Source organism: Roseibium album (assembly GCF_001404515.1).
Lineage (GTDB): Bacteria > Pseudomonadota > Alphaproteobacteria > Rhizobiales > Stappiaceae > Roseibium > Roseibium album.
Genome location: NZ_CXWE01000007.1, coordinates 1 through 22,395, shown reverse-complemented (window position 1 = coordinate 22,395; position 22,395 = coordinate 1). Strand labels below are relative to the sequence as shown.

General features: G+C 56.2%; 20 protein-coding genes. 13 read left to right on the top strand and 7 right to left on the bottom strand.

What is annotated here, in order from left to right; genetic code table 11:
* Nucleotides 1–8: 8 nt before the first annotated feature.
* Together dnaJ and dnaK are read right to left on the bottom strand one after the other, a co-directional pair.
* Nucleotides 9–1,136, bottom strand: a complete 1,128-nt coding sequence (gene dnaJ, locus LA5095_RS22535) for a molecular chaperone DnaJ (RefSeq protein ID WP_055119716.1) — start codon at nucleotides 1,134–1,136, stop codon at nucleotides 9–11.
* Between the two features lie 164 nt (nucleotides 1,137–1,300).
* The gene (dnaK, locus tag LA5095_RS22530) at nucleotides 1,301–3,217 is read right to left on the bottom strand and encodes a molecular chaperone DnaK (RefSeq protein WP_055119111.1); all 1,917 of its coding nucleotides are present in this window, start codon (nucleotides 3,215–3,217) and stop codon (nucleotides 1,301–1,303) included.
* Nucleotides 3,218–3,562: 345 nt separating this feature from the next.
* Between dnaK and LA5095_RS22525 the strand changes: the two genes are divergently transcribed.
* From LA5095_RS22525 to LA5095_RS33310, 3 genes are all read left to right on the top strand, one after another.
* A complete protein-coding gene (locus LA5095_RS22525; RefSeq protein WP_055119109.1) occupies nucleotides 3,563–4,375 on the top strand; it encodes a glycine-rich domain-containing protein in 813 nt (270 codons plus the stop codon).
* 23 nt (nucleotides 4,376–4,398) lie between these two features.
* On the top strand, nucleotides 4,399–5,022 hold the full coding sequence (locus LA5095_RS22520) for an alpha-ketoglutarate-dependent dioxygenase AlkB family protein (protein ID WP_055119714.1): 624 nt from the start codon (nucleotides 4,399–4,401) through the stop codon (nucleotides 5,020–5,022).
* A gap of 221 nt (nucleotides 5,023–5,243) precedes the next feature.
* Nucleotides 5,244–5,417: a hypothetical protein gene (locus LA5095_RS33310; RefSeq protein WP_235808781.1), complete on the top strand. Its 174-nt coding sequence runs from the start codon at nucleotides 5,244–5,246 to the stop codon at nucleotides 5,415–5,417.
* Here the strand turns inward: LA5095_RS33310 and LA5095_RS22510 are convergent.
* Complete coding sequence (locus tag LA5095_RS22510; RefSeq protein WP_055119107.1) at nucleotides 5,404–5,844, bottom strand: MAPEG family protein; 441 nt, start codon at nucleotides 5,842–5,844, stop codon at nucleotides 5,404–5,406. The two genes, LA5095_RS33310 and LA5095_RS22510, sit on opposite strands and share 14 nt — an antisense overlap.
* 115 nt (nucleotides 5,845–5,959) lie before the next feature.
* Here LA5095_RS22510 and LA5095_RS22505 point away from each other — a divergent pair, with 115 nt between their 5' ends.
* The gene (locus LA5095_RS22505) at nucleotides 5,960–6,547 is read left to right on the top strand and encodes a TetR/AcrR family transcriptional regulator (protein WP_055119105.1); all 588 of its coding nucleotides are present in this window, start codon (nucleotides 5,960–5,962) and stop codon (nucleotides 6,545–6,547) included.
* A gap of 79 nt (nucleotides 6,548–6,626) precedes the next feature.
* Here LA5095_RS22505 and ubiB read toward each other — a convergent pair whose 3' ends face one another.
* Nucleotides 6,627–8,207 (bottom strand): 2-polyprenylphenol 6-hydroxylase, encoded by a 1,581-nt coding sequence (ubiB, locus tag LA5095_RS22500; RefSeq protein WP_055119104.1) that lies wholly within the window; start codon nucleotides 8,205–8,207, stop codon nucleotides 6,627–6,629.
* A gap of 3 nt (nucleotides 8,208–8,210) precedes the next feature.
* Nucleotides 8,211–9,014 (bottom strand): bifunctional demethylmenaquinone methyltransferase/2-methoxy-6-polyprenyl-1,4-benzoquinol methylase UbiE, encoded by an 804-nt coding sequence (gene ubiE, locus LA5095_RS22495; RefSeq protein ID WP_055119102.1) that lies wholly within the window; start codon nucleotides 9,012–9,014, stop codon nucleotides 8,211–8,213.
* A 161-nt stretch (nucleotides 9,015–9,175) separates the two neighbouring features.
* Here ubiE and mutM point away from each other — a divergent pair, with 161 nt between their 5' ends.
* From mutM to gyrB, 9 genes are all read left to right on the top strand, one after another.
* On the top strand, nucleotides 9,176–10,069 hold the full coding sequence (gene mutM / locus LA5095_RS22490) for a bifunctional DNA-formamidopyrimidine glycosylase/DNA-(apurinic or apyrimidinic site) lyase (RefSeq protein ID WP_055119100.1): 894 nt from the start codon (nucleotides 9,176–9,178) through the stop codon (nucleotides 10,067–10,069).
* A 113-nt stretch (nucleotides 10,070–10,182) separates the two neighbouring features.
* Nucleotides 10,183–10,956 carry an enoyl-CoA hydratase gene (locus LA5095_RS22485; protein ID WP_029064115.1) on the top strand — a complete coding sequence of 258 codons (774 nt, stop codon included), beginning with the start codon at nucleotides 10,183–10,185 and terminating at the stop codon, nucleotides 10,954–10,956.
* A 175-nt stretch (nucleotides 10,957–11,131) separates the two neighbouring features.
* Nucleotides 11,132–11,398 (top strand): 30S ribosomal protein S20, encoded by a 267-nt coding sequence (gene rpsT, locus LA5095_RS22480; protein WP_055119098.1) that lies wholly within the window; start codon nucleotides 11,132–11,134, stop codon nucleotides 11,396–11,398.
* 82 nt (nucleotides 11,399–11,480) lie between these two features.
* Complete coding sequence (locus tag LA5095_RS22475; protein WP_055119096.1) at nucleotides 11,481–11,813, top strand: hypothetical protein; 333 nt, start codon at nucleotides 11,481–11,483, stop codon at nucleotides 11,811–11,813.
* A gap of 230 nt (nucleotides 11,814–12,043) precedes the next feature.
* Nucleotides 12,044–12,484, top strand: coding sequence for a rhodanese-like domain-containing protein (locus LA5095_RS22470; protein ID WP_055119093.1), 441 nt, complete (start codon nucleotides 12,044–12,046; stop codon nucleotides 12,482–12,484).
* Nucleotides 12,485–12,639: 155 nt separating this feature from the next.
* Nucleotides 12,640–14,115 (top strand): chromosomal replication initiator protein DnaA, encoded by a 1,476-nt coding sequence (gene dnaA / locus LA5095_RS22465; RefSeq protein ID WP_055119092.1) that lies wholly within the window; start codon nucleotides 12,640–12,642, stop codon nucleotides 14,113–14,115.
* A 168-nt stretch (nucleotides 14,116–14,283) separates the two neighbouring features.
* Nucleotides 14,284–15,402, top strand: a complete 1,119-nt coding sequence (dnaN, locus tag LA5095_RS22460) for a DNA polymerase III subunit beta (RefSeq protein ID WP_055119090.1) — start codon at nucleotides 14,284–14,286, stop codon at nucleotides 15,400–15,402.
* A gap of 38 nt (nucleotides 15,403–15,440) precedes the next feature.
* Nucleotides 15,441–16,589 (top strand): DNA replication/repair protein RecF, encoded by a 1,149-nt coding sequence (recF, locus tag LA5095_RS22455; RefSeq protein ID WP_055119088.1) that lies wholly within the window; start codon nucleotides 15,441–15,443, stop codon nucleotides 16,587–16,589.
* A gap of 132 nt (nucleotides 16,590–16,721) precedes the next feature.
* Nucleotides 16,722–19,175 (top strand): DNA topoisomerase (ATP-hydrolyzing) subunit B, encoded by a 2,454-nt coding sequence (gene gyrB / locus LA5095_RS22450; RefSeq protein ID WP_055119086.1) that lies wholly within the window; start codon nucleotides 16,722–16,724, stop codon nucleotides 19,173–19,175.
* Between the two features lie 401 nt (nucleotides 19,176–19,576).
* Here the strand turns inward: gyrB and LA5095_RS22445 are convergent, their stop codons facing one another.
* Nucleotides 19,577–19,873, bottom strand: a complete 297-nt coding sequence (locus LA5095_RS22445) for a hypothetical protein (protein WP_055119084.1) — start codon at nucleotides 19,871–19,873, stop codon at nucleotides 19,577–19,579.
* Nucleotides 19,854–21,884, bottom strand: a complete 2,031-nt coding sequence (locus LA5095_RS22440) for a PHP domain-containing protein (RefSeq protein ID WP_144436113.1) — start codon at nucleotides 21,882–21,884, stop codon at nucleotides 19,854–19,856. Before LA5095_RS22440 ends, LA5095_RS22445 begins: the two co-directional genes overlap by 20 nt.
* Between the last annotated feature and the right edge of the window lie 511 nt (nucleotides 21,885–22,395).

The window sequence follows — 22,395 nt, the reverse complement described above, 5'->3', positions numbered from 1 at the left end:
ATGCACAGTCACGCGCCCAGATTGTCAATAAAATCCTTCACTTTCGAAAAGAACCCCGCCGATTCGGGATGATTTTCGCCAGACGATTCCGTTTCGAATTCCGCAAGAAGTTCTCTTTGCCGGCGCGTCAGGTTCGTCGGTGTCTCAACCGTTACCTGAATGTACATGTCGCCATGCTGGCTGGAACGCATGACCGGCATGCCCTTGCCGCGCAGACGGAACTGCTTTCCGGTCTGGGTTCCTTCGGGAACCTTGACGCGGCTTGTGCTTCCCTGAACGGTGGGAACATCAAATTGACCGCCAAGTGTTGCCGTACTCATGGAAATAGGAACGCGGCAATAAAGGTCTGCGCCATCGCGCTGGAACAGGTCGTGCGGCTTGATCGTCAGGAAGATATAAAGGTCTCCCGCAGGGCCACCACGGACCCCGGCTTCACCTTCGCCAGCAAGACGAATACGGGTACCGTCCTCGATGCCGGCCGGTATGTTCACGGACAATGTCCGGTCCTGCGTCTTGCGGCCGGCTCCGCTGCAACTTTCGCAAGGATCGGAAATAACCTGACCGCGGCCCTGACAGCTGGGACAGGTGCGTTCAAGCGTGAAGAACCCCTGCGCCGCGCGGACCCGGCCTGCTCCGCCACATGTTCTGCATGTGGTCGGGCTTGTTCCCGGCTTGGCGCCGGAGCCGGAACATGTGTCGCAGGTGGTGCTTGTCGGCACCTCGATTTCCACGGTCTTCCCGGAAAATGCATCTTCCAGCGTTATGTCGAGATTGTATCGAAGATCGGCGCCGCGTTCGCGGCCACCGGAGCGGCGCCCGCCGCCCATGCCGAAAAATTCCTCGAAAATGTCGGACATGGTTGACGAAAAATCGTGCGCCCCGGCACCACCGCCACCGCCGAATCCGCCGTTTTCGAAGGCAGCATGCCCGAACCGGTCATATGCTGCGCGCTTCTGGCCGTCCTTCAGCGTGTCGTAAGCCTCGTTGACTTCCTTGAAACGGGTTTCGGCCTCTGCATCCCCGGGGTTCCGGTCGGGATGGTATTGCATCGCCATCTTGCGGTAAGCGCTTTTGAGCGCCTTTTCATCCGCCTCGCGAGATACCCCCAGTACCTCGTAGAAATCACGTTTGGACATCAAGAGCTCTCGGTCTTGTTGTTGCGCCACCGGCGGCCAGGATATCTCCGGCGCCCAGGACGGCGAAAGCGCCGGACACGAGAACCCGTATTACCGGGTAATCAAGCGACCGGCGCCAGACTTGAACAGCCAGCCGGACATCCGGCTGGCTACAGTTTCTTGGTTTAAGCGGACTTCTTGTCGTCTTCGTCTTTGACTTCCTCGAAATCCGCGTCGACGACGTCATCCTCGGCTTCGGAAGCGGCTTCCTCGCCACCCTCGGCTTCGGCGTCAGCCTGGGCTGCCTGATACATGGCTTCCCCGAGCTTCATCGACGCTTCCGCAAGAGCCTGCGTCTTGGCCTTGATGTCTTCCAGGTCCTCGCCTTCAAGCGTGGATTTCAGATCTTCCAGAGCGCTTTCGATCGCGGCCTTGTCTTCCTCGGAAACCTTGTCGCCGTAATCCTTGAGCGACTTGTCCGTGGAATGCACCAGCGATTCACCCTGGTTTTTGGCTTCGACAAGTTCCTTGCGTTTCTTGTCTTCATCCGCGTGGGATTCCGCGTCCTTGATCATCTGGTCGATGTCAGTGTCGCTGAGACCACCGGAAGCCTGGATACGGATCTGCTGCTCCTTGCCGGTACCCTTGTCCTTTGCGGACACGTTGACGATACCGTTGGCATCGATGTCGAAGGTGACCTCGATCTGCGGTACGCCGCGCGGTGCCGGTGGCAGGCCGACCAGGTCGAACTGACCAAGAACCTTGTTGTCCGCCGCCATTTCACGCTCACCCTGGAAAACGCGGATGGTCACAGCCGTCTGATTGTCTTCGGCTGTAGAGAACACCTGGCCTTTTTTGGTCGGGATCGTCGTGTTGCGGTCGATCAGACGGGTGAAGACACCACCAAGCGTCTCAATACCCAGCGACAACGGGGTGACGTCGAGCAGCAGAACGTCCTTGACGTCGCCCTGCAGAACGCCGGCCTGGATCGCAGCACCCATGGCCACGACTTCGTCGGGGTTCACGCCCTTGTGCGGCTCTTTACCGAAGAAGGCCTTAACGGTCTCCTGGATCTTCGGCATACGGGTCATGCCGCCGACCAGAACCACTTCGTCGATTTCACCGGCAGCCAGACCTGCGTCCTTCAGAGCCGCCTTCATCGGATTGCTGGTCCGCTTGACCAGATCTTCGACCAGCGATTCGAATTTCGCACGTGTCAGCTTGAGCGTCAGGTGTTTCGGACCGGATGCGTCAGCCGTAATGAACGGCAGGTTGATTTCGGTCTGAGACGACGAAGACAGCTCGATCTTTGCCTTTTCTGCCGCCTCTTTCAGACGCTGCAGGGCCAGCTTGTCGTTTTTCAGGTCAATGCCCTGGTCCTTCTTGAACTCAGCGGCAAGATAGTCGACGAGAACCATGTCGAAATCTTCACCACCGAGGAAGGTATCGCCGTTGGTGGACTTCACTTCAAAGACACCGTCGCCGATTTCCAGGATGGAGACGTCGAACGTACCACCACCAAGGTCATAAACCGCGATGGTCTTGCCGTCGTTCTTTTCCAGTCCGTAGGCAAGCGCTGCCGCGGTCGGCTCGTTGATGATGCGCAGCACTTCCAGACCGGCAATCTTGCCTGCATCCTTGGTGGCCTGACGCTGGGCATCATTGAAATACGCCGGAACGGTAATGACCGCCTGGGTTACCGTTTCGCCGAGATAGCTCTCGGCGGTTTCCTTCATCTTCTGCAAGATGAAAGCGGAGACCTGGGACGGGGAGTACTTGTCGCCGTTGGCTTCCACCCACGCATCGCCATTGTCGGCCTTGACGATTTCGAACGGGACAAGTTTCTTGTCCTTGCCGACGGTCGGGTCGTCGTAGCGGCGACCGATCAGCCGCTTGACTGCAAACAGCGTGTTTGTCGGATTGGTGACTGCCTGACGTTTCGCCGGCTGGCCTACAAGCCGTTCACCGTCGTCGGAAAACGCCACCATCGATGGAGTGGTACGGGCGCCTTCTGCGTTTTCGATAACTTTTGGTTCCTTGCCGTCCATGACGGCGACGCACGAGTTGGTCGTGCCGAGGTCGATACCAATGACCTTTGCCATATGTGCCTCTCTTTCTAGCAAACCGGATAGACCCGTGAAGGCGTCAAATCCGGCTCCTCTCACTTGGGTTCCGGGAAAAACCCGGACATCACGCCAGAGCGAATGCTCAGGATTTAGCGCGAAGCTTGACCGCTATATAGGTGGATGAAACTTTGCCTGCAAGACATCTGTCCACTGACAATTGCCTGACATGGCGGATAATTCTTCCCAGATGGTTACTGTTCGGGTGTCGATAGCAAATCCAGAACCATTTGCAAGCGTTTCTCCCGGTTTTCGGAAATGCTTTAAACTTTTGACCTAGGGTCTCGACAAAAATCGGGATTTGCCCTGCCAAAGGAGGCTGCCGTGAATGATCCTGAACTCTGGAATCGTATCCATAGCTGCCATCCCGACGTCGTGGAGGCCGACCTTCCCTTCTCGAAGCGTCTGGCCCGTGACAACAACTGGACACATGATTACGCCCTCAAGGTAATAGTCGAATATCTTCGATTTGCATATCTGAGCCGGATGAAGGCCGGAATGGTGACCCCAAGCGACGAGGTGGACCAGGCCTGGCACCTGCACCTCACCTATACGCGCCATTACTGGGGACCGTTCAAGGACGCACTCGGTGGTCCGCTCCATCACATGCCAACCAAAGGCGGCGCCGACCAGTCCGCGCTTTTCCGCGATGCCTATCAAAAGACGCTGGAGCTTTACCAGTCCGAATTCGGCAATCCACCGCCTGAAGATATCTGGCCACCAGCGGACATCCGGTTCGGCAGGGCACCGCATTTCATGCGGATCAACTCGAAGGATGTCTGGCTCCTCCCAAAACCTCGATTGCCCTACTCGGTCTTGCTGACATGTCAAAGGCTCACAAACATTCCGGCACGGGTTTATGGTGCGCTGATTTCCCTGTTCGCCCTTTTGTTCGGTACCGGTCTTGCCTTTGCGCATGGACAGCCCGCGGGTGACACGCTTCTGGAAAAACTGCGCAATATGGTCTGGCACTGGGCAAGCGAGCACACATTGTGGTTCATTCTCGGCGTGGTCGTCATTGTTCTTCTCGTCCGCGCGATCTTCATCAAGGCGACCGGGAGTTCGTCCGGATGCGGCGCCGGATGCGGTGGGGGTGACAGCGGAGGCGGGTCGGGCTGTGGAGGCTGCGGAGACTGAGTTTATACTTTATGGGAAAGAGCATGCAGGACATTCCGATAAACGGCCTGACCGGCCTTGCCTATCATCCCGGATATTTCGACCGCACAGCTCAGGAACACCTTCTGGAGCAAATCCGCTCGATTGTTGCCGCTGCGCCGCTTTACCAACCGGTGATGCCAAAGACAGGCAAGCCTTTTTCAGTGAAAATGAGCAATTGCGGGCCACTTGGCTGGGTTTCGGATATCAACGGCTACCGCTACCAGGAAGGCCATCCTGCAACCGGGGACGCCTGGCCGGAGATCCCGGAGAGCCTGCTGGCTTTGTGGAGTGATCTTGCACCCGAAGCTCCCCGGCCTGAAGCCTGTCTCGTCAATTTCTACGAACCCGGTGCAAAGATGGGCCTTCATCAGGACCGGGACGAGCAGACTTTCGCTGCTCCGGTCATTTCCGTTTCGCTCGGCGACACAGCAACATTCCGGGTCGGTGGCCTTAAGCGGACCGGCCCCACCAGGTCTTTCCGGCTTCAGTCGGGAGACGTCGTGGTTTTGGGTGGTGACGCCCGCCTTGCCTATCATGGTATCGACCGCGTCCTCAAAGGAACGTCGACGTTGCTGAAGAATGGCGGGCGCATCAATCTGACGCTCAGGCGGGTAACAAAGCCATAGTCACAGCTCATCCATGACCAAAAGAGGGGCCAGATTCATCGATGCGCGATGAAACCATCAATGTCCTGTTTGTATGCAGCCGTAACAGGTGGCGAAGCCCGACCGCAGAAACCCTCTTCAGGTCGTTTCCCGGCATTCGTGCACGCTCTTGCGGAACAAGCAAGGCTGCGCGCAAGTAGGTACAGAACGCCGACATTGACTGGGCGGATCTCGTCCTTGTGATGGAGGATGAGCATTCCTCAAGACTAAAAGCCCGCTTTCGTCAGCTCCTGAATTCCGAAGTTGTTTACGTGCTCGATATCCCGGACGAGTTCCAATTCATGGATCCCGACCTGGTGGATATTCTTGAGCAGACCGTTCCTCCCATCCTCCTGGCTGCACTCAAACAAGACTGATCAGTCCTGCAACCGCGATCACGATATTGGCCAGGAGGCACGTGACGAACGCAATTGTGCGCGGACCGCCTGCGATCCTGCCAATCCCGCCATAGTAAAATGCCCAGAACAGGATGCGTGCGAGGAGATAGATCCCGGATATCGAATTGACGACAAGTGGTGAGGCGCCAGCCGCCACCGCAACAAGCACAGCTGCAAGAAATGCGGGGAAACTCTCGGCGGAATTCTGATAGGTCCTGATTGCCCTGAAACTCAGCTTCGAATGATCGAACTGTAGCGGCATGACCGGCGTCTGCTCTTCTTTGGCAAATGCCAGCGGGGCAGTCAGAAAGCTCTGGATCAGAACGACCAGAGCCAACGCGCCGAGAACGAGAAATGTTGGCTTGTATGCGTTGATATAAGGGATTGCTTCGAACAGGTTTTCCATATCGCGGTCCGGTTTGATTTCAAAAAAGACAAACCGTTCTTGCCACTTTTCTATTTATGTTAAAGAACATTTTTTGTGCCTCACTAGAATGAGACGTCACGCTTTGGAGGTTTGATTGCCTTATAGTGCCCAACACAAGTCGGCGACACGGAACCGGATCGTGGAATGTGCCCGTATCCTGTTTAACCGACATGGATTTTCAGAGGTTTCCATCGACACGATCATGGCGGAAGCCGGCCTGACACGAGGCGGGTTCTACAACCATTTCAGGAACAAGGAAGAGCTCTACGCAGAAGCGGTTGCCTCGTTTCTGAACGGACGGGGGAAGACCTGGCGGGACGAAGCCGGTGTCGATCCGGCAAATGGCGGCCCGCAAACCGTTCGCGACATGATAGAAAGCTATCTTTCAGACAAGCATCTCGGGGATCTTGAAGGGCAGTGCCCGATGATCGCTCTGCCGTCTGATGTCGCGCGTGCAACGTCCGAAGTCCGGACCGCCTACGAGGCGTTGTTGCGGGCCATGATCTGGCTGTTCGAACACAATCTGCCCGACCGGGCCGACAAACGCGAAAAAGCCATTGGTTTGGCCGCGACCTGCATCGGCGGCATGGTTTTGTCGCGGACGATCGACGACAGGGTACTTGCTGAAGAAATCCGAACGATTTCGAAAAAGATTGCTCTCGATCACATCGAAACGTGCTAGCGGAACGATCAGCGGCCGGCCACACGCGCAGCTCTGCTCAACCCGATACCCGTCTCGACGGGTCGACCGGATCCACCGTTCATATCGCGAGATATGTCAGCACCAATGCACAGGCTGCGATCACCCACAGGGCGATGCGTCCGGATCGGGTGTGACGGGCTTCCGCCTTGCCGATAGTTTCCGCCGTTTCCCGGTCGAACCGCAAGCCGTCTCTTGTCATTCTTTCAAGCGCTTCCGACATGTGCCCGATCCTGTCGGCAAAGATCGGCAAGTCGTTCGCGGCTCGTGTCAGGGCCGACACGACATCCCCGGCGTCACGCAACTTGCCGACCGGACCCAGATGCTCCTTTATCCAGCTGCCGACGACCGGTTCGGCGGTCCGCCACATATCGAGGTTCGGATTGAGTGAGCGGGCAACGCCCTCCACAACAACCATCGTCTTTTGAAGCATGATCAACTGCGTCTGGGTGCGCATGTCGAAGAGCTCGGTCACCTCGAACAGCTGGGTCAACAGGCGCGCCATGGAGATTTCGCTGGCGTCGTGACCGTGGATGGGTTCTCCGATGGCCCGGATGGCCTGGGCAAACATGTCGACATCCTGATCAGCCGGGACGTAACCAGCCTCGAAATGAACTTCGGCTACGCGTCTGTAGTTACGCGTGATGAAACCGAAAAGGATCTCGGCCAGAAAGCGCCGTTCACGCTTGTTCAGCCGGCCGGTGATGCCAAAATCGACGGCGACAAGCGTACCGTCCGGGTGAACGAACAGATTGCCCTGGTGCATATCCGCATGAAAAAAGCCATCGCGCAGGGTATGACGCAGGAAACTCTGGATAACAGCGGCACCCAGCGCTTCCAGATCGTGTCCGTCCTCGATCAACCCGTCGACGTCCGACATCTTGCGGCCGTCGATCCATTCCATGGTCAGGACGCCCTTTGCCGTGTGCATCCAGTTAACGGATGGAACGCGGAAACCGGGATCATCGGATGTGTTTTCCGCCATTTCGGAAAGAGCTGCTGCTTCGAGACGGAAATCCATTTCAATCGCGACCGACTGCGCCAGCGTGTCGACGATGGCCACGGGGCGAAGCCTGCGGGACGGGGCGTGGAACCGTTCGGCCAGCCTGGCGACCAGGTAGTAGCTCTGCAGGTCACGTTGAAACCGGCGGGCAACGCCGGGGCGCAGAACCTTTACGGCAACCTTTTCTTCCGACCCGTCCTTCTGCCTGATGATGGCGGGATGAACCTGTGCGATGGATGCTGCGGCGACGGCCTCACCGAATTCATCGAAGATTTCGTCGACCGGGCGCCCGAGTTGCTCGCAAATGGCTGCTCTTGCCGCTTCGTGATCGAAAGCCGGCAGCCGGTCCTGCAGCGCAGACAATTCCCGTGCCGCATCCTTGCCGACCACATCTGCCCTCGTCGCGAGAAACTGGCCAAGCTTGACGTAGGAGGGGCCAAGCTTGTTGAGTGCATCCGACAGGCGCAGTTCCGCACTCTTGTCCTTGACCGACCGGCGCTCCAGCAGACGGGCCATTGCGATGCCAATGCGCGGACCGGTCGGAAGGTCCGGCAAGGCAACAAGACCGAACACGCCTTCGCGCGCCATCACAAATCCCGCCCGCGCCAGACGGAAAAAAGACATTACCGGAAGCGTCATCGATCAGAATTTCCAGCCAAAATGCAAGGCGGCAATCCCACCTGAATAATTGCGATACCCCACGCGCTCGAACCCGGCCTCACGGATCATTTCAACAAAACGTTCCTGACCCGGAAACTTGCGAATCGATTCCACCAGGTACTGATAGGGATCCGCGTCGCCGGTCACCCACTTGCCGATCGGCGGGATCGCGTTGAAGGAAAAAGTGTCATAGACCTTGTCCAGGAAAGGGATGTCCACTTCGGAAAACTCAAGACAGAGAAAACGGCCGCCGCGCTTCAAAACCCGGTGGGCTTCGCCAAGGGCTTTCGGGATATCCGGAACGTTGCGGATCCCGAACGCAATTGTGTAGGCGTCGAAACTCTTGTCGGGAAACGGCAGCTCCTCGGCATTGCCCTGCGAAAAGGTTATCAGATCGGAGAGGCCCGCCTTGGCAGCCCGGTCCCGTCCGACGGACAACATGGATTCGTTGATGTCGCAAACCACCGCCTCGACGGCTTCGTTCGACCGGCGAACCACCCTGGTGGCAATGTCACCGGTGCCACCGGCGACATCGAGAAGACGCCAGCCGGACGCCGACGATTTGGGCGGCGCCAGATAGGACACCATTGCGTCTTTCCACACCCTGTGGAAACCACCCGACATGAGATCGTTCATCAGGTCGTAGCGGTCCGCAACCTTGTGAAAGACGTCATCCACCAGCGACTGCTTCTGTCCTTCGGCAACCCTGGTGAAGCCAAAGCTTGTCGGCATGTCCTCGGGTGTGCGGCCCGATGTCCCCGACTGTCCCTGGGTCTGTTGCGTCATGAATGCGCCTCCTGGCGGATACTTGTCTCGAATTCACTTCAAATCGCGCCGGACAATAGTACAAGCACCCGACAAGCGCTATCTTTGCCAGCCTTCAAAGCCATATGCCGCAGGCCTATAGCGTGCAAAAGAAACAGAAACCAGTGTTGAGAGATTCGTAGATGCCTGAATTGCCGGAAGTTGAAACGGTCAAGCGGGGACTTGCTCCGACCTTCGAAGGTGCAAAAATCGTCTCCGTCGATCAGAACCGTCCGGACCTCAGGTTTGCGTTCCCCGACCGGTTCGCAAGCCGACTTGCCGGGCAGCGGGTCGCTGCCCTGTCACGGCGCTCAAAGTATCTTCTGGCTGACATCGACAGTGGTGATGTTCTCGTCATGCACCTTGGAATGTCCGGATCATTCCGGGTCGAGAACGATTCCGTGCTACACGAACCCGGTGATTTTGCACATGAGAGAAACAAGGACCCGAAACACGATCACGTGGTGTTTCACCTGAAGACGAGTGAAAGTGCCACTGCGCGCATCATATATAATGATCCGCGCAGGTTTGGCTTCATGACCCTGATCCCCCGCCCACAACTGGACGAACACGCATACTTCAAGGATCTGGGAATGGAGCCGCTTGGAAACGATCTCAGCGGCGAAACCCTGGCTCGCCTGTTTGCAGGCCGCAAGTCACCGCTCAAGGCAGCGCTCCTGAACCAGAAACTTATCGCCGGGCTCGGAAACATTTATGTGTGCGAAGCGCTGTGGCGCAGCGGTCTCAGTCCGGAACGTATCGCAGGCACCCTGACGGCGACGTCCGGAAAGCCGACGAAAAAGGCTGAGGAACTTGCAATCCACATTCGCGAGACGCTTCATGATGCCATCCGTGCAGGCGGTTCCTCGCTGCGCGACCATACCAAGGCAGACGGTACTCTCGGTTACTTCCAGCATTCCTTCGCCGTTTACGATCGGGAAGGCGAAGCTTGCCGGAAAAAGGGCTGCAAAGGCACAATTGCACGCCTCGTCCAATCCAATCGCTCCACCTTTCATTGCCCGGTTTGCCAGTCCTGAAAGACAAGACCGAACGCCGGCCACCTCCTTTTTGCCAACCTTGCCAGACGTGCCCCCGGTCGGCTAGGCATGTCGCGTCTATTTGATATGTGCTGGCACTGGGAGCAGGCGAAATGGGATACAAGAACATCCGTGTTGAAAAACGCGGCAAAGTCGGTCTGATCACGCTCGACCGGCCTGAGGCGCTGAATGCGCTGAATTCGGAGTTGATCGCGGAACTTGGAACAGCATTGGACGGGTACGACGCCGATGAGAGAATCGGCTGCGTGGTGGTCACCGGTTCGGAGAAAGCCTTTGCCGCGGGTGCGGATATCAAGGAAATGCTGCCGCATGACTTCTCATCCGCCTATCAGACCGATCTGATCACCCCGTTCGACCGGGTATCCAGAAACCGCAAGCCGATCATTGCCGCCGTTGCCGGCTACGCACTCGGGGGCGGATGTGAACTGGCAATGCTGTGCGATTTCATCATTGCCGCAGACACGGCCAAATTCGGCCAACCGGAAATCACGCTCGGCGTGATACCTGGCGCCGGCGGCACACAAAGGCTCACGCGGTTTGTCGGCAAGTCGAAAGCCATGGAGATGGTCCTGACAGGCCGCATGATGGATGCCGAAGAAGCCGAACGCAGCGGCCTTGTCAGCCGGATTGTCCCGGCAGACGATCTGCTTGAGGAAACGCTGAAAGCGGCGGAGAAAATCGCGGAGTTCTCGTTGCCGGTCGTCATGATGGCAAAAGAGAGCGTAGACCGGGCCTACGAAACAACCCTTTCCGAGGGTGTCCGGTTCGAACGACGCGTTTTCCAGGCGATGTTTGCACTGGAAGATCAGAAAGAGGGTATGACCGCCTTTTCCGAGAAGCGTACCCCCCAGTTCCGCAACAAATAAACTTATCGGTATCAACGATAAGCCGTTGACGGCGGGCCCAAGCGCGATTATAAGCAGCGCCCAATCGGTGGCGGACTTCTGCCGCCGTTGTTATTTGATCGGGTCTTACCGCCTTCGCGCCTTTGTCCCGATTGTCACCGGACACTAGTCCCATTTACCGATCAGGATTGAGCCCATGGCCAACACACCATCGGCCAAGAAGGCGGCCCGCAAGATTGCCCGCCGGACGGCCACGAACAAATCTCGCCGGAGCCGCATGCGCACCTACCTGCGTCAGGTCGAAGAAGCAATTGCTTCCGGTGACCAGACTGCCGCCAATGAGGCCTTCAAGTCAGCGCAGCCGGAAATCATGCGCGCAGCTTCCAAAGGCGTTCTGCATGCCAACACAGCATCGCGGAAGGTTTCCCGCCTGAATGCTCGCATCAAGGCACTTGGCGCATAGTTTTCGCGTCAGATAAGTGTTATAAAAGCCCGGCAGTACTGCCGGGTTTTTTTTAGCCATGCAATTTTGTGGATGACGAGATTTGACAACCGGCGCAGGCAATATCGTCAATTTTACCGCCCTCGATGCTGTCACGGAAAATGTAATAATTTCAAAGCTTTACGCACATGTAGGTGTTCCAAAAGGCAATCGAACCGGATTCGATACGAGTCAAGCTATTCCTTCTGAAAATTTTTTTGAAAATGTTGTTTTCGAGTTGCGACGGCGCACCAAAATGCAAAAAGTCATTGCCGCAGAAAGCGTTTGCTCGATCGCCCACAATGCGCAAAAAACTCTCACCTGCGGCCAAAAACCTGACATATCCGGAAATCGTCAGGAGACGCTGTTGCCCCCGTCATCTTCGTCTGTATATTAAGGATGCGGCTGGCGACGAAGACCAGCAAACGACTTGAAAATGGTGCTTGGATCAAAAATGAATAAGTCTAAAAGATGTATAGCTGAGCACGTAGCACCAAGACCTTGGACTGGATACATGAATGTATTCGACAGCCAGGGCAGTTAGCTCCAATCTGGACTAATTCTCTTTCCCGGAATTCTTGATTTTACTTTTACTCGATAGCCTACGGCTATTGAAGGGGGCAGATTGTGCGAAGTGAGGGTGGCTACGCTGGGAATGTGACATCACAGGAAGCTTTCACCGAGCTTTCCGGCGACGAGACCTCGGTGCTTGTTGACGTGCGCACCCAGGCAGAATGGGCATTTGTCGGACTGCCGGACCTGCGACCGATTGGCAAGGAACCGATGCTGGTGGAATGGCAGAGTTTTCCGCCTTCCGGTCCGAATCCGGAGTTTGGCGCGGCGGTTTCAGACCTTTTGGCAAAAAAAGGACTTGACCGGAGCGCGCCAATCTATTTTCTGTGCCGCTCCGGCGCGCGGAGCCAGGCAGCAGCCATTGCCCTGACGCAAGCCGGCTATACAAATTGCTTCAATATCTCTGATGGTTTCGAAGGGCCGCTCGATGCAGACGGTCACCGCGGAACCCGGTCCGGATGGAAAGCTGCCGGACTGCCCTGGACTCAAAGTTAGTTACCCTGCAGCTAGACAGGGGCGAGGTGGCGGAACTATTTCGGCTGCCAGCACTATAACCGTCCCAAATGGGACAAAATAATGCTGCACAAGCAGCGAGGCGTCGAAGAACGGCTGTGGCGGACCGTTCTTCATGATTACAGGAGGCAAATGACATGCAGGTTCAGGAGGCAGGCGGCTCCGAACAGTGGAAGCGCGTAAAGAAGCAGCTTCGCGCAGAATTGGGCGATGATGTGTTTACCAGTTGGTTTGCGCGCGTAGACCTCGAGGAACATCAGGACGGCACTGTGCGCCTGTCCGTTCCAACACGATTTCTCAAACAGTGGATCCAGAACAACTACAACGACCAGCTTATGGGACTGTGGCAGCGCGAATGCGACAATGTTCATCGCATCGAACTGACCGTGCGCGGTGCCATTCGCCCCCGTCAGACCCCGGTTGCACAGCCGAGCCTGGCCACACCGGCAGGAATGAAACCGGCGACGGCAGACGCACGTGTCGATGTGCTCTCGGATGCATCCCAGGTTACACGGGCACAGGCAGCCACCGCAGCACTCGGTCGCGGCGACACGGGCACCGACAGCGCGCGTGACGTGCTGCAAGGGGCAGCGCTGGATCCCAAATACACGTTCGATACATTTGTCGAAGGCGAATCCAACAATCTGGCACTGGCTGCGGCCCGTCAGGTTGCTGCTGGAGGCTCCGTCACTTTCAATCCGCTTTACCTGCATGCTTCCGTTGGTCTCGGAAAAACCCATCTCATGCAGGCCGTCGCGGCAAAGGCACGCGCCAACGGACACAAGGTGCTTTACCTGACCGCCGAGCATTTCATGTACAAGTTTGTCGCGGCGCTGAAGTCCCAGTCTGCACTGGCTTTCAAGGACACGTTGCGTACAATTGATCTCCTCCTGATCGATGACATGCAGTTTCTGCACGGCAAGCAAGTCCAGCAGGAATTCTGTCACACCCTGAACGCACTTATCGACGGTGCGCGTCAGGTCATCGTTGCCGCCGACCGCGCGCCTTCCGAACTCGATACGCTTGATGACCGCGTCCGCTCCCGGCTTTCGGGCGGGCTTGTCGTCGGCATTCAGGAACCTGACTTCGCTCTGCGCCGGAATATTCTCACGTCGCGTGTCGAAACGGCGCAAAGGTCATATCCGCAATTCGATGTGCCCGAAGGTGTTCTGGACTACGTGGCGCGTCACGTCGCTTCATCCGGACGCGATCTTGAAGGCGCCCTCAACCGCCTGATCGCACATAATCAACTTACCAATCAGCCGATCACACAGGAAATGGCGGAATTGACCCTGCGCGATCTGGTTCGCTCCAGCGAACCACGCCGCGTCAAGATCGAAGATATCCAGCGCGTTGTTTCAAAGCACTACAACGTTACAAAGGCTGATCTTCTCTCTGCCCGCCGCACCCGCACTATCGTGCGTCCACGCCAGATCGCCATGTACCTTGCCAAGGTCATGACACCACGCTCGCTTCCGGAAATCGGGCGCCGTTTCGGCAACCGGGACCACACAACTGTTCTTCATGCAGTGCGCAAAATCGAGGAAATGGCGCGGGGTGATTATGCTCTTGCGCAGGAGCTTGAGCTGCTGAAGCGGATGCTGGATGCATAAGGACTAGTTTAGACTATTTTCGATCAAATTTGGGGGCGTTCCGGGCGGGCGCCCCCTTGCTTTTGGCAGCGGTTAAGGGCAGTGTCTTCCCCCCGCTCCCTAAGGAGCCTGAATGTCCAGTTTGGTCAGGCATCTCTGCCTGACTCTTCACGAGTATGGAAGAAGCGTATGAAAGCGACCCTCGAGCGGACCGATCTCCTCAAGTCCTTGACCCATGTTCATCGTGTGGTCGAGCGCCGGAATACAATTCCCATCCTGTCCAACGTGTTGTTGCGCGCCGATGGCGGCGCGATCAACCTCAAGGCCACGGATCTGGACCTCGAAATCGTTGAATCGGTGCCCGCCATGATCGAACTGCCGGGTGCGACAACCGTCCCGGCGCACATGTTCTACGATATCGTTCGGAAGCTGCCGGAAGGCTCGCAGGTCGTCCTGGAAACCACCAGCGACAATGCCACGCTGGAGATCCGGGCCGGGCGCTCCAAATTCACACTGCAGATGTTGCCGGAGACCGATTTTCCGGACCTCACCGCCGGCGATTTCAGTCATGGTTTTGCGCTTACCGGAGCCGATACCCGCAAGCTTATCGATACCACCCAATTCGCGATATCCACGGAAGAAACGCGCTACTATCTGAACGGCATCTACCTCCACACGGTTGATGCGGCCAGCGGCCAGCACTTCCGCGCCGTTGCGACTGACGGTCACCGTCTGGCGCAGGCAGAAGTTCCTGCTCCCCAGGGCGCGTCGGGAATGCCGGGCATCATCGTGCCGCGCAAAACCGTTGGCGAGATCCAGAAACTTCTGGAAGACCCGGAAGCCAATGTCCAGATCGAACTCTCCGAGACCAAGATCAGACTGACCACGGGATCCGTTGTCCTGACCTCGAAACTGATAGACGGCACGTTCCCCGATTACGGCCGGGTCATTCCACAAGGCAACGACAAGGAAATGCGCGTTGACCGCGACGAGTTCAAGGAAGCCGTCGATCGAGTATCGACGATTTCGTCGGAACGCGGGCGAGCAGTCAAACTGTCGCTGAGCGAAGGCCGCATGGTTCTGACCGTGAACAACCCGGATTCGGGAAGTGCAACAGAGGAAGTGGCCGTCGAGTTCGATGCCGAACCGCTCGAAATCGGTTTCAATTCCCGATACCTGCTCGACATAGCCAACCAGCTCAGCAGCGACACCGCGCTGTTCCGGCTGGCGGATTCCGGTTCACCGACACTTATTCAGGACAACACGGTCGAAGATTGCCTGTTCGTTCTCATGCCGATGCGCGTCTGATTTCCGCAGAGGCTGCCAGATAAAGCGGAAGTGGGTAGATGAGTGAATTCCGGACGGCGAGGCTGACCCGGCTGTCTCTGACCGACTTTCGCAACCATGCAACTCTTTCGTTTCCCGTATCCGGGAAGATGGCAGCCTTTGTTGGTGCCAATGGGGTTGGCAAGACCAACATTCTTGAGGCAGTTTCCTTCCTGACGGCCGGCAGAGGCCTGCGCCGTGCCGCCCTGGCCGACGTTGCCCGCGCGACCGGCGACGGGGGCTGGAGCGTAGCAGCCACGGTTGAGCTCGACGGGCTGGAGACCAGAATCGGGACAGGGATCAGTGCCGGGTCGCCGGGCCGCAAGGTGCGGATCGACGGTGAAGACGTTCGCGGGTCGGAAACCCTGCTGGACTACATGCGCGTCCTCTGGCTCGTTCCTGCCATGGATGGCCTGTTCACCGGTTCCGGATCGGCCCGCCGCCGGTTTCTCGACCGCCTGACGCTCGCCATTGATCCGACACATGGCCGCAGGGTCGGCGATTTCGAAAATGCCCTGCGGCAGCGAAACCGGCTGCTGGATCAGGGTGGCACAGACGCCTATCTGAGTGCTCTTGAACAACAGGTGGCCGAACTCGGTACAGCCGTCTCGATCGCTCGGCAGGAAACGGTCGGCCTGCTTGAGCAAATGATCCGCGAGGGGACAGACCAGGCCCTGCCCTTTCCGCGGGCGACCCTGACGCTGGAAGGTGCATTCGAGGCTGAAACAATCGGCCTGAGCGCGGCAGACCGCGAGGAACACTATCGGCATGCCCTGGTCGACGGTCGTGCCCGTGATCGCGCCGCAGGACGGACCCTCAACGGTCCGCACCTGAGTGATCTGAAAGTCCGACACGCTGCCAAGGACATGCCGGCGGCCCATTCCTCGACCGGTGAACAGAAAGCCCTTCTGATCGGGCTCATTCTCGCCCACGCGGAACTGACGGCAAAAGTCAGTGGCATGACACCGGTTCTGCTGCTCGACGAAGTTGCCGCGCACCTTGATCCTTCCCGCCGCGCCGCCTTGTTTTCCAGATTGGCTTCGCTCGGCGGTCAGGTGTTTATGACCGGAACGGACGAGGCCCTTTTCGAAGCATTGCCGCGCGATGCCGAGATCTTCGAGATTGACGCGGGCGAAGGTCATCTGATCCGACCGGGCCAAACCTCATAAATCCGCCTGAATCTTATGGTTTTCCACCAGAATCGCTTCGCTGGCTTGCCTACAGCCTGCGCGTGGTTGAACACCCCGGGGAACGCCGTATAACGGGGTGAGAAAAGATAAACCGATTGGTGATTGATTCGCATGAGCGACACGTCCACGTCAGAGCCTGTTCCGACCCCTGAATCCGACAATGGTACCGAATATGGAGCGGACTCCATCAAGGTACTCAAAGGGCTGGATGCCGTGCGCAAGCGGCCGGGAATGTATATCGGCGATACCGACGACGGGTCGGGATTGCACCACATGGTGTACGAGGTGGTCGACAACGCGATCGATGAAGCGCTCGCAGGTCACGCCGACCATGTGACCGTTACACTCAATCCGGACGGTTCCGTCACCGTTTCCGACAATGGCCGCGGCATCCCGACGGATGTTCACTCGGAAGAGGGCGTATCGGCAGCGGAAGTCATCATGACCCAGTTGCATGCGGGCGGAAAATTCGACCAGAACTCCTACAAGGTCTCCGGCGGTCTGCACGGTGTGGGCGTTTCTGTGGTCAACGCACTCTCCACAAAGCTGGAATTGCGCATCTGGCGCAACGACCAGGAACACACCATGACTTTCGCCCATGGCGAGGCACAGGATCCGCTGAAAGTCGTCGGGCCTGCGAACGGGCAAAAGGGAACCGAAGTCACGTTCCTGCCGTCTACCGAGACCTTCAGCAAAACCGAATTCGACTTCAACACGCTGGAGCACAGGCTGCGCGAACTTGCGTTTCTCAATTCCGGTGTCCGCATCATCCTGACGGACAAGCGCGGCGTTGAGGACGTGGTCGAGGAACTGCTCTACGAAGGCGGTCTTGAAGCCTTCGTGCGCTACCTTGATCGCGCCAAGCACCCGTTGATCGAAGAACCGATCAACATGAAGGCCGAAAAAGACGGCATCACCGTCGAGACGGCTATGTGGTGGAATGACAGCTATCACGAGCAGGTGCTGTGTTTCACCAACAACATTCCCCAACGCGACGGCGGCACACACCTTGCCGGTTTCCGCGCTGCGCTGACACGCCAGGTCACGGGCTACGCGGAATCAACCGGCCTGATGAAAAAGGAAAAGGTTTCGCTTTCCGGCGATGACTGCCGTGAAGGACTGACCTGCGTCCTGTCCGTGAAGGTTCCCGACCCGAAATTCTCATCGCAGACCAAGGACAAGCTGGTTTCCTCCGAGGTCCGGCCCGTTGTCGAAAACCTGATTTCGCAAATCGTCAGCGAGTGGCTGGAAGAAAATCCCGCGCCGGCCAGGGCGATCGTTTCGAAGGTGGTCGAAGCCGCTTCCGCCCGTGAAGCCGCACGCAAGGCGCGTGAACTGACGCGCCGCAAGGGTGCGCTTGACGTCGCGTCCCTGCCCGGCAAGCTCGCCGACTGTCAGGAACGCGATGCATCCAAGGCCGAACTCTTCCTGGTGGAGGGCGATTCGGCGGGTGGTTCAGCCAAGCAGGGCCGGCACAGGAAAAACCAGGCTGTCCTGCCACTGCGCGGTAAGATTCTCAACGTCGAGCGCGCCCGTTTTGACAAGATGCTGTCGTCCAACGAGATCGGGACCCTGATCACGGCTCTGGGGACCGGTATCGGCAAAGAAGAATTCAATATCGAGAAGCTGCGTTACCACAAGATCATCATCATGACCGATGCTGACGTCGACGGCGCTCACATCCGCACCCTTCTCCTGACCTTTTTCTTCCGGCAGATGCCCGAACTGATAGAAAACGGATATGTCTATATCGCTCAGCCGCCACTCTACAAGGTGAAGCGCGGCCAGTCGGAACAGTACCTCAAGGACCAGCTGGCGCTTGAGGACTATCTGATCGCACAGGGCCTTGACGATACCTCCCTGACGCTCGCCGATGGCGAGGTCCGGACAGGACAGGATCTGCGGTCCGTTGTGGAAACAGCCCGAAAGATCGCGGAAATATTCGACGGACTGCATTCGCGGTATAACCGTGACGTTGTTGAACAGGCGGCAATCGCCGGTGCCCTGAACGCCGAGATCCTTGAAGACCGTTCCAAGGCGGAGGAAGCAGCGGCCTATATCGCGCGGCGCATGGACATTCTGGCCGATGAATTCGAACGGGGCTGGGTGGGCGAAGCCAGGGACGACGGCAGCCTCGTGTTCCGGCGCACGGTTCGCGGCGTGGAAGAAGCTGCAACCATTGACGCGGCACTGCTGGATTCCGCAGATGCCCGCCGGCTCGCGACCCATGCGGACCACTTGAGCGAAATCTACGGCAAGGCTGCGGTGCTTCGACGCAAGGATGTCCCGACAGAAATTCGCGGCCCGAGAGCCCTGCTGGATCAGGTTTATTCCTTTGGCCAGAAAGGCATCTCGTTGCAGCGCTACAAGGGCCTCGGCGAGATGAACCCTGAGCAACTCTGGGAAACGACGCTCGATCCCAATGTCCGGTCGCTGTTGCAGGTCAAGGTGAAGGAAGCAGACGATGCCGACGACATCTTCACCAAGCTGATGGGTGACGAGGTCGAGCCGCGCCGCGAGTTCATTCAGGACAATGCGCTCACGGTGGCCAATCTTGACGTCTGATCCTTTTGTAGGGAAGCACATAAAGTTTCGCCGAGCGCATTTAATTTCGCGAAACGTCGGACTGGCATCAACCTGTCTTCATAAATTACAACAACTTAGGCGGAATGTTTGATTTCGCTTGAGTTGTTAGGGCGCATGTTTCGTCTCGGCTCCATACAATGTCTCCTGATTGCGAAATAATCAGGAAGATCCGATTCCAGCCATTGCCCATCATACACTTATCAAAACGCATTACCCTGATATTACGACGCAATTCGCCGTGTCGATTAAAATCTGCCGCAAATCCGGTTGCGGACTAAAGCCGACCTTTGCCACGACAGCAAGGGAACTTAAGCGACAAGCGCAAGCTGCAATCACGGATACAACGGTAAAGTCGAAAACTGAACGCAGCGGTCGACCGCTCACTGAGCAGCGTATTTCTTCATCTCGTCAAGATAGAGAGTTTCGCTCTCGTCCTTGAACCGACTCTTTTCTTCAACAAGCTGCGACAACTTATCGAAGATGCCACGATATATGATGGCATGCGCCTGATTGCTCAAACTCTGTTCATCTGGGGAGTCCATCTCAACATCGTTTTCAAGATACAAGTCCAGCAGTTTAAGCAACGCGACTTTGTCAATCGAGTCGATAGGCTTCCATTCACTACCTTGTTCCAGGCAAAAGTATCCCTGCTCTTTCTCAATCTTTAAGATTTTCATAGCTATGCCTCCTTTCGTCATATGCTTTTGAACCAGCTTCGAGGCTTCCAAGCACTATATCGAACGTAGCGACGTCCGTTCCGTCGGGGGATGTCAGCTTTTTACTGGTAGGATAGCCTGAGTATGTCCGCCAGACGACTTCACCGTCTTCGATGGCTTTCTCAGTAAACAGCAAATAATCGGGCTTGATGGTCATCCCTACAGTGTTGTTATGCGTCACCACAACAACAGGCATTTTTTTTGCCATCTCTTTGATGAGAGAGTTTACGTCGTCCTTCAGAAATGAGTTGTCAAAAGATGACTCAGGTTCATCGATCAGCAGCATTTCATGCTCCGCAGCACCTTCAATCTCGTCGAGCAGGAAGAACTCGGACCTTTCGCCACCCGACGCATCAAACCCATCTTTGTTCAAGATCCGGTAGTCGATTTTCACGAAGTACTTGCAGAAATCAGGAGGTTTCACATCTCCGCCAATTGCTTTCAACTCTTGCAAAAACCGATAAGGCTCGCCGTATGCCTTGAAGGCATTTGCGAATGATGCCGGGCGTCGCCTCAACACGTTCCACATCTCTTGGGTTCCTCTAAAGGGCCCTACTTCGGCAACAACAGAGAAACCGCGCATACTTTTGCGCAGGGGTGTCTTCGGCATCTGCGCCAGCTTTGAGATTTCTTCAAATTTGGCGACTTTCCTCTTATTCAAAGCAACTTCATACAAGTCGACATCAGAAATCCTGGGTGCTGCGGATCGCAATTGGAGTTTGGCTTTGATGTTTTGAACGAGGTCGTTGACCCAGACCTTTTTCAGTCGCAGCTCTTCTTGGCGCGCATACTGCTGCATAAGGTCGACATAGAGAGAGACAAGGCTTTCGCGAGCCAGATGCTTTGCAATGGTTTCTTTGAACTCAACATTGCTGATAAGATTCTTGGTCGAAGCGATCAGATCTCGAAGGCCTTTAAGGTTCCGATCTGGAAATAGATCTTCTCTGTAGATTCTGGCCTTTGAAAAAGCGTCATGCCGCTCCCGCTCGCGCGCGAACTCCAAAAGGGAGGAGAGATACGCTTCAACCTGACGCGTATCTCCGTCTAAGTCGATGTCCAGAACATCTTCGATGACCTGTTGCAAGTCTGTGAGGTAGTCCTTCGAGAAGAGACCCTGCTTGCGCGTCAAGTATGAATTGAACTTCTTCTCGTCTTCGTCAGCATCTCGAGCTACCAAAGCAAATTGCCGTATATGATGAGCTTCCGGAAAGCGTTTCTTCAGCGCTTCAAGCGTATGCGACTTGCCAGATGATCGGTCCCCCAAAATCACATTGAGACCTGTTGAAAGCTGTTGGCCGTTTTCAAATACTTGAAATAATCGGTTTCCGTCTGCTTTTGAAAGGGCGACTTTGGTTTTGTCGCGAAGGCATTCTTTAATCGCGCTAAACGTCGGTTCGCTACAATCCAGGTAAGTTTGTCGCGTGGGTAAGGGATCTAGATCATCCCGCACACGACAGTCACTAAAGTACACGGGAACCAGCCTCTCAGCGCTGTTCATGCTGTATATGAACTTCTTTACGCTGCTCACCTCTCCAGCCGTTACATGTGGCGCAAGTTGTGCAAGCGTATTCTCTTTGATGGCTGGCTTTTTGTCATAATGAGGGATCAAAATGTAGTTGCTAAGATCACCGAAGATGCTTTTAAAATCTTCAACTGTGATGGACGCGCCAACCTCATCGCATTTAGCAGATACCTGTCTACACTGTTCTTCGAAACTATCGAGATCCTGTCCGTCGGTGAAAACGAGAATTTGAGCTCCGCAAAGATCAACTTCGATACCCGGGAAAACAGGCACGGTGACCGCGTCTCTGATTGCGGCAAACTGCTCTTTGTCAAAAAGGTTGTGGTTGGTTATCGCAATGCAATCAAGACCTGCATTCTCAATGTATTCATCGAGCTTTGTTTGAGAAAAATCAAACGCAGCATCGAGAATGCTTGTTTTGGTATGAATGTGAAAATCTATCTTTATCAATAGTAAGAACTCGCACCGTCTGAACCCTTGCAAAAAAGTACACGTGTAGGGAGGTCTTTAAAACCCCCATAAGATGTACCTCTGTCCAATGCTCGCCTTGAGTTAGCCGCGGATCGGTCTAGTGCGACAGGCCGAGGTCTGCTTGGGGCCGGAACCTTCCGGATCTTTACCGAAGTAATTGTCTGCTTCCCTAATTTCATGACCGAAAGTCGACAGTCTGTTCTTGACCCTGTTAAAGACAGGCTAGTCCTATTGTGAACCGCCTGTCCGGTTCGCGCTCCCTATATGTACGTTCGCCAATACCAGACCCGATCGCAAAAGCAGCCTTGGCTGTATGGCACTCACATATGATAGTCTGCACCTATGACTGACGATCCAAAAACTACGCTGGAAATTTTGGCATCCGCAGTGAACGAGTTACTTCGCGACAAGGACTTGGCTTACGCGGACCCTTCCTGATCAGCCCCACTTGAGTGGTCCGTTTTGATTGTTATTGCAAGACTGGGCTTTG

Coding starts and splice junctions, on each gene's coding strand:
- dnaJ (WP_055119716.1), bottom strand. CDS start 1,136: ATGTCCAAACGTGATTTCTACGAGGTACTGGGGGTATCTCGCGAGGCG.
- dnaK (WP_055119111.1), bottom strand. CDS start 3,217: ATGGCAAAGGTCATTGGTATCGACCTCGGCACGACCAACTCGTGCGTC.
- LA5095_RS22520 (WP_055119714.1), top strand. CDS start 4,399: ATGCAGGACATTCCGATAAACGGCCTGACCGGCCTTGCCTATCATCCC.
- LA5095_RS33310 (WP_235808781.1), top strand. CDS start 5,244: ATGGAGGATGAGCATTCCTCAAGACTAAAAGCCCGCTTTCGTCAGCTC.
- LA5095_RS22510 (WP_055119107.1), bottom strand. CDS start 5,844: ATGGAAAACCTGTTCGAAGCAATCCCTTATATCAACGCATACAAGCCA.
- ubiB (WP_055119104.1), bottom strand. CDS start 8,207: ATGACGCTTCCGGTAATGTCTTTTTTCCGTCTGGCGCGGGCGGGATTT.
- ubiE (WP_055119102.1), bottom strand. CDS start 9,014: ATGACGCAACAGACCCAGGGACAGTCGGGGACATCGGGCCGCACACCC.
- mutM (WP_055119100.1), top strand. CDS start 9,176: ATGCCTGAATTGCCGGAAGTTGAAACGGTCAAGCGGGGACTTGCTCCG.
- LA5095_RS22485 (WP_029064115.1), top strand. CDS start 10,183: ATGGGATACAAGAACATCCGTGTTGAAAAACGCGGCAAAGTCGGTCTG.
- rpsT (WP_055119098.1), top strand. CDS start 11,132: ATGGCCAACACACCATCGGCCAAGAAGGCGGCCCGCAAGATTGCCCGC.
- dnaA (WP_055119092.1), top strand. CDS start 12,640: ATGCAGGTTCAGGAGGCAGGCGGCTCCGAACAGTGGAAGCGCGTAAAG.
- dnaN (WP_055119090.1), top strand. CDS start 14,284: ATGAAAGCGACCCTCGAGCGGACCGATCTCCTCAAGTCCTTGACCCAT.
- recF (WP_055119088.1), top strand. CDS start 15,441: ATGAGTGAATTCCGGACGGCGAGGCTGACCCGGCTGTCTCTGACCGAC.
- gyrB (WP_055119086.1), top strand. CDS start 16,722: ATGAGCGACACGTCCACGTCAGAGCCTGTTCCGACCCCTGAATCCGAC.
- LA5095_RS22445 (WP_055119084.1), bottom strand. CDS start 19,873: ATGAAAATCTTAAAGATTGAGAAAGAGCAGGGATACTTTTGCCTGGAA.